The 15,591-nt window shown below is 54.6% G+C and carries 2 protein-coding genes; both read left to right on the plus strand.

Annotated features, from left to right (window positions below):
• Positions 1-223 precede the first annotated feature (223 nt).
• Positions 224-481 carry a hypothetical protein gene (locus tag MKX68_RS15015; protein ID WP_340912603.1) on the plus strand — a complete coding sequence of 86 codons (258 nt, stop codon included), beginning with the start codon at positions 224-226 and terminating at the stop codon, positions 479-481.
• 26 nt (positions 482-507) lie between these two features.
• Complete coding sequence (locus MKX68_RS15020; RefSeq protein ID WP_340912605.1) at positions 508-15,501, plus strand: amino acid adenylation domain-containing protein; 14,994 nt, start codon at positions 508-510, stop codon at positions 15,499-15,501.
• Positions 15,502-15,591: the final 90 nt, after the last annotated feature.

The following is a 15,591-nucleotide window of genomic DNA, read 5'->3' on the forward strand; positions in this document are numbered from 1 at the left end:
TAAATTTAATCGTCAGGAAAAGCTCACTACACCGCAGCCGAATCTTTACTTATCCACACCAGGGCTGTGGGGAATAAGCAAATCGTACATAGAGTGTATCAATACCCCTTAAACATAGGCTCCGTCAAAGGCAGCTCGGGTGCCAAATCAGGAATTACGGTCGACTTCCTGCTGGACGGCCGGAACCCTGCGGCAAGCCTTACATCGACAGGAGGAACATTCCTTGTCGTTTATCCCCAAATCCAATTCCAAACCCTATGTTAAACCAAATCCCGTCTTCGGGTGGCTCGTCTGCAGCAAGCATATTGAAGCAGAGAAGTCCGAGCATCTCTTGCGTAGAACGATGCTTGTTGTTGTCCTTTACGCATGGGAGCCGAGCGTTGCTAGGCAGAGGATTGCCGCATGCGATCAACTGGGCAATCCAAGCGGTGACATGGCGCAAGCCATTGATATTGTTGTCAGCTGTTTGAAAAGGAGATGAGCGAGGCTGGAGTGTTGCTTTGGCATATGCTCCGCCGGATTGCTTTTACCGATGAAGAGAGGGGAACGATCCAGATGGCTTTTGAAAAAGAAACGTTGTTTTGGAACGAAAAATTCGGTAGTGACGATTATACCTTGACGCGGTTGCCTTACAGCAAAGCTCCAAACTCCCTGGCGCCCAATGTGAAAACCGTTGGTGGTTCGCTTTCGGAGGAAGCGGCGCAGCGCGTCCTTCAAATGAGCAAGGGTGCTCCGCTGGCTGCTTTTATGATTTTGCTCGCCGGTGTTCAGGCACTCTTGCATAAATATACAGGAGCTTCAGACATTCTGGTCGGCATGCCGGTTGTGCCGAAAAAGGGGGAGACGCGTCGATCCGTTAATCATACGGTCATTTTGAAAAACTCGCTTTCGGTGGGGGCAACTTTTAAAACGCTTCTGAGCGAACTGAGGACTTCCTTGCCGGAAGCCATTCAGCATCAACATATTCCGTTCTTGAAAATGACGGAGAAGCTGGATCTGCAATATGCAGAAGGGATACCCTTCGTCCATACGCTAGTATCCCTTAAGGAGCTGCATCTGGACGAAATTGGGCAAAACGTGGTCACGGACTGTTCCTTTGAATTCAGTTTAACCGGCGGAACGATACAGCTAGCGCTGTCATATAACGAGCACTTATATGACTCCGAGTTCATGAATCGGGTCGTCAGCCATCTGAATCGCCTGCTGTCCGTGGGGCTTCATGAGCTGGAGCTGGACATCGTGCGAGCGGACATGCTGTCGGAGGACGAAAAATTTCAATTACTGCAAAGCTTTAACGATACCGAGAAGGACTATCCTCGTGATCGGACGATTCATCAGCTTGTGGAGGAGCAAGCGAAGCGTGTGCCCGAGGCGACGGCGGTTGTTTTTGAGGGGCAGCGGCTTTCATATGCAGAGTTGAACAAACGGGCAAACCAACTGGCGCGTACGCTACGATCGGTCGGTGTGCTGCCCAATCAGTTGGTAGGCTTGATGGTCAGGAGATCGCTGGAGACGGTCATTGGCATTCTGGCGGTTCTGAAAGCTGGCGGTGCCTACGTGCCGATCGACCCGGAGTACCCGGAAGAACGTATCCGCTACATTCTGGAGAACTCGAACGCGCAGCTGCTATTGACTCAAAGAGAGCTGTTACAGCAAGTCCCGTTCGAAGGGACCGTATTGGCGCTAGATGACAAACAAGCCTATAGCGACGATGGCTCCAACCTGGAGGCGGCCAGTGGTCCATACGATCTTGCTTATGTCATTTATACGTCAGGTACAACGGGCAAACCCAAAGGGGTTATGCTGGAGCATCGTGGTTTGGTCAGTTTGAAGCTGATGTTCGCAGACAGGCTGGGCATCACGGAGCATGACCGGATCGTTCAATTTGCCAGCTTGTCCTTCGACGCATCCTGCTGGGAAGTGTTCAAAGCACTCTATTTTGGCGCGGCTTTGTACATCCCGACGGCCGAAACAATTCTCGACACTCGTCTGTTCGAGAGTTATATGAACGAGCATGCGATTACGGCGGCTATTTTGCCTCCAACATACAGCGCTCATTTGAACCCGGACCGTCTTCCCAGCTTAACAAAGCTTGTAACCGGAGGTTCGGCGGTATCGGCCGAATTCGTGCAGCAGTGGAAAGCAAAGGTTCACTATTTCAATGCTTACGGTCCTACCGAAGCTTCGATTGTTACGACGCTTTGGGATGCGGATGAGCAGCAGCCGGAGCGCAGAGTTATTCCGATTGGGCGCCCGCTGGCTAATCATCAGATTTTTATTTTGGATGCCCACCTGCAACTTGTGCCTCCGGGAGTGGACGGCGAGCTGTGCGTGGCAGGCGTGGGGCTTGCGAGAGGTTACCTGAACCAACCGGAGCTGACGGCAGAGAAGTTCGTGGAACATCCGTTTGCGCCGGGAGAACGCCTTTACCGGACAGGAGATCTCGCCCGCTGGCTGCCGGACGGTAATATGGAGTACTTGGGCCGGATCGACCATCAGGTGAAAATCCGTGGATTCCGAATCGAGGTCGGTGAGATTGAAGAGCAGCTTCTGCAGATCAACTCGGTGCAGGAGACGATTGTGATCGCGCGGGAAGGCAAAAGCGGGCAAGAACTGTGCGCTTACCTGGTCGCGAGTCTCCCTCTTACGCTCGGCGAGCTGAGAAGCGCACTGGCGCAAAAATTGCCGAATTACATGATTCCGGCACATTTTGTTCAGCTTCCGCGGATGCCACTCACGCCGAACGATAAAATCGATCGTAAAGCTTTACCTGCCCCGGAAGGAAACGCACTGACCAGCGGCGCGTACGTAGCTCCTCGCAATGAAGCTGAGCGAACGCTTGCTGCTGTGTGGCAGGCGGTATTGAACGCCGATCGTGTTGGGGTAACGGATCATTTCTTTGAGCTCGGCGGAGACTCGATCAAGTCCATTCAAGTATCTTCGCGGCTTCATCAAGCCGGGTACAAGCTGGAAATCCGGGATTTATTCAAATATCCGACGATTTCACAGCTCAGCCTGCATGTGAAACCGATCAGACGTACCATCGATCAAGGCGAAATAACGGGTGAAACGGCTTTGACACCGATTCAGCATTGGTTTTTCGAGAGTTCCTTTGCGGACCCACATCATTTCAACCAGTCGGTGATGTTTTACCGGAAGGAACGCTTTAATGAAGAGATAGTGTATAAGGTGCTGCAAAAGCTGGCCGAGCATCATGACGCCTTGCGCATGGTGTTCTGCAAAACGGAACAAGGGTTTAGTGCGTTAACCCGAGCGATTCAGGATGGTGGGCTGTTCACGCTGGACGTGTTCGACTTTAAGGATGCGGAGAATCCCACGCAGGTTGTGGAAGCGAAGGCAACGGACATTCAAGCAGGCATCGATCTGGAGAACGGGCCCCTCATGAAGGCGGGACTGTTCCAGTGCGAGGACGGAGATCATTTGCTGCTCGCGGTTCATCATGCTGTGGTAGACGGCGTGTCTTGGCGCATTTTGATGGAGGATTTCGCTCTAGGTTACGAGCAGACTGGAAAAAGCGAGGAAATTCGTTTCCCGGCGAAAACAGATGCGTACCGCACTTGGTCCGAGCAGCTGGCTGCTTACGCGCAAAGTCCGGAGATAGCGAAGGAACGGGCCTATTGGCAGGCCGTGGAACAAATGGAGGTTCTAGCCGTGCCGAAGGATATGGAGGCGGACGTTACGACGCAGCATGACAGCGAATCGCTGTTTGTCCGTTTGACTCCCGAAGAAACGGAGCTGCTACTGAAGCGGGTTCACCGTGCCTACAACACCGAAATGAATGATATTTTGGTAACGGCGCTCGGAATAGCCTTACACAAATGGACGGGGTACGAACGGGTGCGGATCAATCTCGAAGGACACGGACGTGAATCAATCGGAACGGATATCGACATCACGCGTACAGTGGGCTGGTTTACGACCAAGTTTCCGGTCGTACTGGAGCCGGAAACCGACCGAGATTTGGCATATCAGATTAAACAGGTCAAGGAAAACTTGCGCCGCATTCCGAACAAGGGGCTTGGGTACGGGGTATGCCGCTATCTCTCGAAATCGGAGGATGGCTTGGTTTGTGGCGCAGAGCCGGAAATTAACTTTAACTACCTCGGTCAGTTCGACGATGATGTCAACCAAGACGAGATCGGCATATCTTCTTATTCCAGCGGCAGCCCGGCTAGCGATCGGCAGGCCCGCAGCTTTGTGCTGGATATCAACGGCATGGTGCTGGACGGCGCTTTATCGCTCGATCTCAGCTACAGCCGGAAGCAGTATCGCAAGGAAACGATGGAAGCCTTCGCTCAGGAGCTTGAGCAAAGTCTCCGAGACCTCATTACCCACTGTGCAGGTAAAGAAAACACTGAATTGACGCCGAGCGACGTGCAATTTAAAGGCTTGACCATTGCCCAATTGGAGCAAATCGCCCAGCGCTCCGGCCAACTTGGGGAAATCGAAAATATTTACTCGCTTACGCCGATGCAGAAGGGCATGTGGTTCCACAGCGCGCTTGACCGGCAAACGGCAGCTTACTTTGAGCAGACGCGGTTTACGATGCGGGGAGCGCTCGACGTCCAGCTTTTTGAGAGGAGTTGGATGGAACTTGCGAAACGTCATCTGGTGCTGCGGGCGAATTTTGTGAAAGGACCGGCGGGCGAGCCGTTGCAAATCATATACCGCGACAAGCCGGTCGGTTTTGAATATGAAGAGCTGCTTCATTTGCAGGTGGACGAGAAACAAGCTTACTTGGATAAAAAGGCCGAGGAGGACAAGCTTCGCGGCTTCGACATGGAACATGACGCGCTCGTTCGGTTCACGATCCTGCGCACCGAAGAGCAAAGCTATCATGTACTGTGGAGTTTCCAACATATTTTGATGGACGGCTGGTGCCTGGCTCAGCTGATGCAGGAGCTGTTTGAGGCATACTCGGCCTTGGCATCCGGCGAGCAGTCAGCGGGAGATAAGGGATCGGATTATGGCGCCTATATCGAATGGTTGGAGAAACAGGACGATCAGGCGGCATCAGCCTATTGGATGGGATTCCTGGCAGGTTATGAAGGGCAAACCGTACTCCCGGGACAAAAGGAACTGGCGCCCAACGGCAGATTTACGGCTGATCACGTCACCGCCGAGCTGGGCAAGGACTTGAGCGAGCGGATGGACCGGGTGGCGAAACAGCGCCTGATTACGGTCAATACACTGTTGCAAGCTATCTGGGGCGTGATGCTGCAAAAATATAATGGAACAAACGATGCCGTATTTGGCAGCGTCGTGGCCGGAAGACCGGCGGAAATCCCGGGCATTGAGTCCATGATCGGGCTGTTCATCAATACGGTGCCAGTTCGGGTCACGAGCGAAGCGGACACCGTGTTCGCCGACCTGATGGCGAAGCTTCAAGAGCGGGCGCTGGAGTCCGGGCGTTATGATTACTATCCGCTGTATGAAATTCAGGCCCGCAGCGTGCAAAAGCAGAACCTGATCAACCATATCATCGCTTTCGAGAACTATCCGGTGGACGAGCAGATGGAGCAGGCGGGGGACCAGCAGCACGGCGACCTGACGATCGCTGATGTTCAGATGGAGGAGCAGACAAACTATAACTTCAACGTCACCGTGGTGCCGGGAGACGAGATTGAAATTCGGTTCGACTTTAACGCCGAAGTGTTTGATAAAGATAGTATTGAGCGGCTCAAGGGGCATCTCGTTCATTTGCTGGAACAGGTGGCGGATAACCCGGAAATTACCGTGGGCGAGCTGGAGCTTGTGACGGAGGCGGAAAAGGCTGACCTTCTCGGACGTTTTAATGACACCACCACGGAATTTCCGCGCGGGAAAACGCTCATTCAATTGTTCGAAGAGCAGGTGGAGCGCATCCCGGATGCAGCTGCCATCTCCTTGAATGGGCAAGAGCTGACCTACCGCGAGCTGAACGAACGCGTTAACCGCCTTGCTCGTACCTTGCGTAGCCACGGGATATCCAAAGGTCGTTTGGTCGCCATTATGGCTGAGCGTTCCATCGAAATGGTGGTGGGTATGCTGGCGGCACACAAAGCCGGTTCGGCTTACGTACCGATTGACCCGGAATATCCCGAGGAGCGTATCCGTTTCTTGGTCGAGGATTCGGGTGCGCAGGTCATGCTGACGCAAAGCCGATTGGGCGAGCGCCTGGCGGGTTCGGACTCCGTGATTTTACTGGATGACGAGTCCTTCTATCACGAGGACCGCACAAATCTAAATCCGGGTAACGAAGCGACAGATCTGGCTTGCATCATCTATACGTCAGGCACGACGGGCAAGCCAAAAGGCAACCTTGTTTCACACCGCAATATCGTGCGGATCGTGCGCAATACGAATTATATCGACATCACTGAGCGGGACCATGTCCTCCAGCTTTCGAGCTATTCGTTCGACGGAGCGATTTTTGATATTTTCGGCGCTTTGACCAACGGGGCACGGCTGGTGCTGGTTCCCCACGAGACTTTGCTGGAAATCGGCCAGCTGGCGGATCTCATCCAGCGTGAGCGAATCTCGGTCATGCTGATTACGACGGCTTTCTTCAACGTCCTTGTAGATGTGAACGTCGACTGCCTGCGGGATGTCCGGGCGATTTTGTTCGGAGGAGAGCGCGTATCGGTCGGCCATGTGCGTAAAGCACTCGCTCATATCGGACCGGGCAGGCTCAACCACCTGTACGGCCCATCGGAAAGCACGGTTTATACCACGTATCTTCCAGTCGACTTTGTCGATGAGTCCGCGGTTACCGTACCCATCGGACGGCCGATCAGCAATACGACGGTGTATATCGTCGACAGCCAGAATAAACTTCTGCCGATCGGCGTGGCCGGGGAGCTTTGCGTCGGCGGAGAAGGCTTGGTACGGGGCTACAATAATCGGCCGGAGCTAACGGCGGAGAAATTTGTGGACCATCCGTTTGTGCAGGGAGAGCGCATGTACCGGACAGGGGATTTGGCGAAATGGCTACCGGACGGCACGATTGAATACGTGGGGCGGACGGATGACCAGGTGAAAGTCCGCGGCTTCCGTATTGAGCTGGGCGAGATCGAAGCTCAGCTTCAGAAAGTGGAGGGAATTCGGAAAACGACGGTATTCGCGCGGGAAAACACGTCCGGCGAGAAGCAGCTTTGCGCCTATTATGAAGCGGACCGTGATCTTCCGGCGGCTGAGCTGAAGAGCGTGCTTTCCCAGGAACTGCCGGCCTATATGATCCCGGCTTACCTGATCCAGTTGGAGCGGCTCCCGCTGACGACGAACGGCAAGGTCGACCGCCGCTCCCTCCCGGCACCTGAGGAGAGCCTGCAGCCGGGCGAAGGACGTACTCCGCCTCGGACTCCGTTGGAAGCCAGCTTGGCTGAAATATGGAAAAGCGTGCTTGGATTGGAGCACATCGGGGTTCATGACAACTTCTTTGACTTGGGCGGCCATTCCCTGCGGGCAACGACACTGGTGAGCAAGGTGCATCAGGAGTTGAACGTCGAGTTGCCTCTGCGCGACGTATTCCGCTACTCAACGATCGAAGAGATGGCTCTCGCCCTCTCCCGGATTGAAGAGCAGTTGTTCTCGTCAATTCCGCTGGCAGATGAAAGAGCGTATTATCCACTTTCCTCAGCTCAGAAACGGCTGTTTATCCTGAATCAGCTGGAAGGAGCCGATCAGAGCTACAACATGCCGGGTGTGCTGCTGCTCGAAGGATCGATTGACCATAGCCTGCTGGAGAAAGCTTTCCGCGGACTGATCAAACGTCATGAAACGCTGCGAACCGGATTTGAGATCGTACAAGGCGAAGCGGTACAGCGTATTTACGAGAGCGTTAATTTTGCCGTCGAGTGCCGTCATGCGAACGAGGAAGAAGCGTCTGCAGTCGTGCAGGCTTTTATCCGACCTTTCGACTTGGCGAAGCCACCGTTGCTGCGTGCCGAGCTCGTAGAGCTGGCAGCCGATCGTTATTTACAGATGTTTGACATGCACCATATCATCTCCGACGGGGTTTCGATGGACGTGTTTGTTGAGGAACTCGTTCGTCTGTATGGGGGTGAGTCATTAGAGCCTTTGCACATTCAGTACAAGGACTATGCGGTATGGCAGCAATCGGACGAGCAAAAAGTGCAATTGAAACGCGAGGAAGCTTACTGGCTGGACCGTTACCGGGGCGAGCTGCCGGTTCTGGAAATGCCAACGGACTATCCGCGTCCTGCTGTACAGAGCTATGAGGGACATACGCTGACGTCCTTCGTGGATGAGGCAACGAACGAAGGCTTGAAGCAGCTGGCCGCTCAAAGAGGAACGACGCTATATATGGTGTTGCTTGCCGCATATACCGTGCTTTTGCATAAATACACAGGTCAGGATGATTTGATCGTTGGCACGTCAATTGCGGGCAGAACGCACGGCGACATGCAGCCTTTGATTGGAATGTTCGTCAACACGCTGGCGATCCGCAATTATCCAGCTTCGGAGAAGACCTTCCTGTCGTATTTGGAAGAAGTGAAAGAAACGACCTTAGGCGCTTATGAGCATCAGAATTATCCGTTCGAAGAACTCGTCGATAAAGTGCAGGTTAGCCGGGATTTGAGCCGCAACCCGCTGTTTGACACGATGTTCTCCCTGCAAAACCTGGAGGAGTCAGAATTTGAGCTGGAAGGGCTGAAATTGTCCCCGTACCCTAGCGAATATGGTATGGCCAAGTTCGATCTGAGTGTGGATGTTACGGAAGAAAATGGCGGGCTGGAGTGCAACTTTGAATTCGCAACGGCTCTTTATAAAGAAAGCACGATCCGGCAGCTGTCGATTCATTTTGGACATTTGCTTGCGGCGATCGTAAGCTGTCCGAATGCAAAGATCGCTGAGCTGAACTTGTTGACGGCAGATGAAAAAGAGAAAATTCTCGGCGAGTTCCACCCGGCGCAATCGGAAGTGGCTCCTGTGGCCGCGTTCCACCGGCTGTTTGAGAAACAGGCAGAACGCACGCCGGAAGCGGAGGCCGTAGTGTATGAAAATAACCGCCTAACGTACGCGGAGCTGAACGAGCGGGCGAATCGCTTGGCGGCTACGCTGCGCGGAAGCGGCATTGGCCGGGAGGAGATTGTTGGCATTCTCGCCGAGCGTTCGGTGGACCTGCTGGTGGCCGTGATGGCCGTCTGGAAAGCAGGCGGGGCATATGTGCCGCTTGACCCGGATTATCCAGTGGACCGTGTGCGGTTCATGCTTGAAGACAGCGGAGCGAAGGTGCTACTGACGCAAACACCGCTGCGAGAGCGTGCTGAAGCCTGGCTCAGCGAAAAGGAACTGGCACTGGCGACGGTGCTGTATCTCGACGAGGAAACGTCGTACAGCGAAGACCGGGAGAATGCAACGCTTAGCTCCAGCATGGTTTCCGATCCAGTCGCCGGCAAGCTAACGGGGGCTGTGAACGGTAGAGATGAGAGCCATTCGAAGGTTGTGGGCATGGACAGCTTCCATGAAGCCCGTCCTGAGGACCTAGCGTATGTCATCTACACGTCGGGAACGACGGGCAAGCCCAAGGGTGTGATGATTGAGCACCGCAGCTTGGTGAACACGGCGGCGGGCTACCGGCGGGAATACCGGTTGGATCAGTTCCCGGTAAGGCTGTTGCAGCTCGCCAGCTTCTCGTTTGACGTGTTCGTGGGTGATATCGCACGGACGTTGTACAACGGTGGCACGATGGTCATTGTACCGAAGGACGATCGGATTGATCCGTCTCGCCTGCACCACTGGATAGAGCGGGAGCAAGTGACAATTTTTGAATCAACACCAGCGTTGATCGTGCCGTTTATGGAGTATGTGCATGAGCAGGGGTTGGAGTTAAGCGGTATGGAGATGTTGATCACAAGCTCGGACAGCTGCGGCGTGGCAGATTACCGGACCTTGCAGGAACGGTTTGGCCCGTTGTTCCGCATCATTAACGCCTACGGCGTGACGGAGGCGTCAATTGACTCCAGTTTCTATGACGAGGAGTTGGCGAAGCTGCCGCAGACAGGCCATGTGCCGATTGGCAAAGCGTGGTTGAATGCGAAGTTCTACATCGTGGATGCACATCTGAACCCTGTGCCAGTCGGCGTGCTGGGTGAACTGGTTATCGGCGGAGTCGGCGTGGCGCGCGGGTACTTGAACCGTCCAGAGCTGACGGAAGAGAAGTTTGTAGACAGCCCGTTTGTCGCGGGCGAACGGCTGTACCGCACGGGAGACTTGGCGCGGTGGATGGAGGACGGCAACGTGGACTTCATCGGGCGGATTGACAACCAGGCAAAAATCCGGGGCTACCGGATCGAGACGGGTGAGATCGAGTCGCAGCTGCTGCGGGTGGAAGGTGTGCGCGAAGCGGTGGTGCTGGTTCGAAGTGATGCGAACGGACAGAAGGCGCTGTGTGCATATTACACGCCGGAGACCGGTGCGGAGCTGTTGGTGAACGATCTGCGCAATGCGCTGGCACAGGAGTTACCGGGTTACATGATCCCGTCGTACTTCGTGGAACTGGAGCGTCTGCCGCTGACACCGAACGGCAAAATAGACCGGAAGGCGCTGCCAGCGCCGGAAGGAGAAGCGGGAAGCGGAACGCAGTACGTCGCACCACGCAATGAGCTGGAAATGAAGCTGGCGGTGATTTGGCAGGAAGTGCTGGGGCTTACGAAGGAGATTGGTGTTCACGACAACTTCTTCGACATCGGTGGCCACTCCCTGCGCGCGACAACGTTGGTCAGCAAGATTCATAAAGAGTTGAACGTGGATCTGCCGCTGCGCGACGTGTTCCGCCATTCCACGATCGAGAGCATGGCGGCCGTCATTTACCGGCTGGATGAGCAGACATTCGTTGCCATTCCGGTGGCGGATGACCGAGAGGTGTACCCGCAATCTTTTGCTCAAAAACGTCTCTTTATCCTGAACCAGCTGGAAGGTGCGGAGCTTGGCTACAACATGCCGGAAGCGATGCTGCTGGAGGGTGCTTTGGACCGGACAAGGTTTGAAGAAACGTTCCGCAAGCTCGTGGCGCGGCATGAAATGTTGCGCACCGGGTTCGAAATGGTGGATGGCGAAGCATCACAGCGAGTTTACCAGGATGTGAATTTTGCGGTGGAGTTCTATCAAGCGGATGAGCAAGAGGTCGAAGCGGTGGTTCACGGTTTCGTCCGTCCGTTTGACTTGGCTAAGCCACCGCTGCTGAGGGTAGGCCTTGTTGAGCTGGCTCCGGAACGCCATATTTTGATGTACGACATGCATCATATTATTTCTGACGGCGTTTCGATGGAAATCTTTGTTGAAGAATTCGTGCGCTTGTATGGTGGAGAGCCATTGGAGCCGCTGCGCATTCAGTACAAAGACTACACCGTTTGGCAGCATTCCCAGGAGCAGCAGGAACGGCTTCAGCATCAGGGGGCGTATTGGCTGGACATGTTCCAGGGCGAGCTTCCAGTGCTGGAAATGCCGACTGACTATCCACGTCCGGCTGTACAGAGCTATGAGGGTCAAACGCTGGAGTTTTTCTTCGACACTTCAAAAACTGACGGCCTGAAACAGCTGGCTTCGGAAACGGGCACGACGCTGTTTATGGTGCTGCTTGCGGCGTATAACGTGCTTCTGCACAAATATTCAGGTCAGGAAGACGTGATCGTTGGTACGCCGATTGCCGGAAGGAATCATGGAGATGTGCAGCCGTTAATCGGGATGTTCTTAAACACGCTGGCGATCCGCAGTTATCCGGCTTCGGAGAAGACATTCCTGTCATACCTGAAGGAAGTCAAAGAAACGACCCTGCACGCCTTCGAGCATCAAAACTATCCGTTCGAACAATTGGTGGACAAGGTGCAAGTGACCCGGGATTTAAGTCGCAATCCACTCTTCGACACGATGTTTACGATGCAAAATACGGAGAACGAGCAATTTGAGCTGGAAGGGCTTCGCCTGATTCCTTATCCAAGCGTACTGGATACTGCGAAGTTTGATATCAGCTTGGACGTGGGTGAGGAGAACGGCGGGTTGGATTACAGCTTTGAATATGCGACGGCTCTTTACAAAAGGGAGACGATTGAACGGCTGGCAAAACATTATGAGCAGTTGCTCGTGACAATTGTAAACCGTCCAGATGCGAAGATTGCCGAGCTGAACTTGCTGACGGCAGAGGAAAAAGAACAAGTTCTCGGTGCGTTTAATCCAGCGCAGCTAGAACCGGCTCCTGTGGCGGCGTTCCACCGGCTGTTCGAGGAACAGGCGGAACGCACACCGGAAGCGGAGGCTGTCGTGTACGAGAATAACCGCCTAACGTATGTGGAGCTGAACGAGCGAGCGAACCGCTTGGCGGCTATGCTACGCACAAGCGGCATCGGCCGGGAGTCAATCGTTGGCATTCTCGCCGAGCGTTCGGTGGAGTTGCTGGTAGCCGTACTGGCCGTCTGGAAAGCGGGCGGGGCCTATGTACCGCTCGACCCGGATTATCCGGCGGACCGGGTGCGGTTTATGCTCGAAGACAGCGGAGCGAAGGTACTGCTGACACAAACGCCGCTGCGAGAGCGTGCCGAATCCTGGCTCGGCGAAGAGGAACTAGCACTGGAGACGGTACTGTATCTCGATGACGAAACGTCATACAGCGAAGACCGAGCGAATGCACCAATGGACTTCGGACAAGGCTTCAACAGTGCTTCCGATCGAGTCTCCGGCGAGCTGACGGGTGCTGTGAACAGCGATGATCCGAGTCATCTGAAGGTTGCTGGCTTGGCTAGCTTCCATGAAGCCCGTCCGGAGGACTTGGCGTACGTGATCTATACGTCGGGAACGACAGGCAAGCCGAAGGGTGTGATGATTGAGCACCGCAGCTTGGTGAACACGGCGGCGGGCTACCGGCGGGAATACCGGTTGGATCAGTTCCCGGTAAGGCTGTTGCAGCTCGCCAGCTTCTCGTTTGACGTGTTCGTGGGTGATATCGCACGGACGTTGTACAACGGTGGCACGATGGTCATTGTACCGAAGGACGATCGGATTGATCCGTCTCGCCTGCACCACTGGATAGAGCGGGAGCAAGTGACAATTTTTGAATCAACACCAGCGTTGATCGTGCCGTTTATGGAGTATGTGCATGAGCAGGGGTTGGAGTTAAGCGGTATGGAGCTGTTGATCACAAGCTCGGACAGCTGCGGCGTGGCAGATTACCGGACCTTGCAGGAACGGTTTGGCCCGTTGTTCCGCATCATTAACGCCTACGGCGTGACGGAGGCGTCAATTGACTCCAGTTTCTATGACGAGGAGTTGGCGAAGCTGCCGCAGACAGGCCATGTGCCGATTGGCAAAGCGTGGTTGAATGCGAAGTTCTACATCGTGGATGCACATCTGAACCCGGTGCCAGTCGGCGTGCTGGGTGAACTGGTTATCGGCGGAGTCGGCGTGGCGCGCGGATACTTGAACCGTCCAGAGCTGACGGAAGAGAAGTTTGTAGACAGCCCATTTGTCGCGGGCGAACGGCTGTACCGCACGGGAGACTTGGCGCGGTGGATGGAGGACGGCAACGTGGACTTCATTGGGCGGATCGATAACCAGGCAAAAATCCGGGGTTACCGGATCGAGACGGGTGAGATCGAGTCGCAGCTGCTGCGGGTGGAAGGTGTGCGCGAAGCGGTGGTGCTGGTTCGAAGTGATACGAACGGTCAGAAGGCGCTGTGTGCGTATTACACACCGGATACCAGTGCGGAGCTGTTGGTGAACGATCTGCGCAGTGCGCTGGCACAGGATCTGCCGGGTTACATGATCCCGTCGTACTTCGTGGAGCTGGAGCGCTTGCCTCTGACGCCGAACGGAAAGATGGACCGGAAGGCGCTGCCAGCGCCGGAAGGAGAAGCGGGAAGCGGAACGCAGTACGTCGCACCACGCAATGAGCTGGAAACGAAGCTGGCGGTGATTTGGCGGGAGGTGCTGGGGCTTGCGAAGGAGATTGGCGTGTACGACAACTTCTTCGACATCGGCGGTCACTCCCTGCGAGCGACAACGCTGGCAGGCAAGGTATTTAAGGAATTAAACGTCAACCTCCCGCTGCGTGACGTATTCCGTCACTCGACGATTTCGGCGATGGCCGAGGCGATCGCACGGATGGAACGGCGGGAGCATGAGGCCATCCCTCAAGCGGAAGAGAGAGAGTACTACCCTCTGTCCTCCGCGCAGAAACGGCTGTTCATTCAGCACACGCTGGATGGAGCGGATCAGCTATACAACATGCCGGAACTGGTGCAGGTGGAAGGCAGGTTTGATTTAGATCGGTTGGAAGCCGCATTGCGGAAATTGATAACACGGCATGAATCGCTGCGCACCGGTTTTGAAATGATGAAGGGCGAAGCGGTTCAGCGGATTTACCCGCAGGTCGATTTTGCTATTGAGCATCATCAAGCAGATACAGAGGATGCAGCTCAAGTTGAGCAGATCGTCCGCAACTTCGTTCGTCCGTTTGATCTCGGCAAGCCGCCGCTGCTGCGCGCCGGAGTCGTCGAACTGGAGCCGAACCGGTATATTCTCCTTTTCGATATGCACCATATTGTGTCGGACGGCGTATCGATGGCGATTGTGATGGATGAGTTCTCGCGTTTATACGCCGGGGAAGAACTGCCGCCACTACGCATTCAATATAAGGATTATGCCGTTTGGCAGCAGTCGGAGGCCCACCGAGAGCGGATCGGAAGGCAGGAAGCGTACTGGCTGCAAACCTTTGAAGGCGAGCTGCCAACGGGGGATCTGCCGATGGACTACGAACGTTCTACAGTTCGCAACTACGAAGGAGCGCATCTGGAGTTCGATGTCGATGCTTCTCTCTCTGCGCGACTGCGTGAATTGGCGGCCGAGCATGAAAGCACGCTGTACATGGTACTGCTTGCGGCATATACCGTGATGTTGTCCAAGTACAGCGGGCAGGAAGACTTAATCGTGGGCACCCCGGTGGCGGGAAGAACTAACGCCGATTTGGAGCCGGTCATCGGCATGTTTGTTAATACACTGGCGCTCCGCAGTCGTCCGTCAGGCGAAAAAACGTTCTTGTCCTACCTTGATGAAGTCAAGGAAACGGCTTTGGGAGCTTTTGAGAATCAGGATTATCCATTCGAGGAGCTCGTGGAGCGTTTGAATGTGAAGCGGGAGCCTGGCCGCTTCCCACTGTTTGATGCCGTTTTCGACTTGCAAAATATCGAAGAACGAGACGCCGAACTGGAAGGGGTCAGCCTGAAGAATTACGAGCTTGACCAACTGGAAGAAGCGAAGTTTGATCTGACGTTGTTTATGTATGAAAACGAAGGGGCGCTGAGCGGGGGCTTTTTCTACGCCACCAAACTGTTCAAAGAAACGATGATCCGCACCTTAACCGAGGATTACCTGCGGGTACTTTCTCAAATTGCGGAAAATCCACAACTTGAGCTAAGCCGGATTGAATGTCATAAACCGGCGACAGGCGCAAAGAGTGCCGTCGATACGATCGAATTCGCGTTTTAATATTACAAGCGCGCTCCGCCGTCAAGCGAAAGTGGTGCGCATCCCAGGAAGACGTCGAACAACTTGCAAGTCCGTAAATCAAGCCCGTAA

It is taken from the genome of Paenibacillus sp. FSL M8-0212, from assembly GCF_038004645.1.
Taxonomy (GTDB): Bacteria; Bacillota; Bacilli; order Paenibacillales; family Paenibacillaceae; genus Paenibacillus.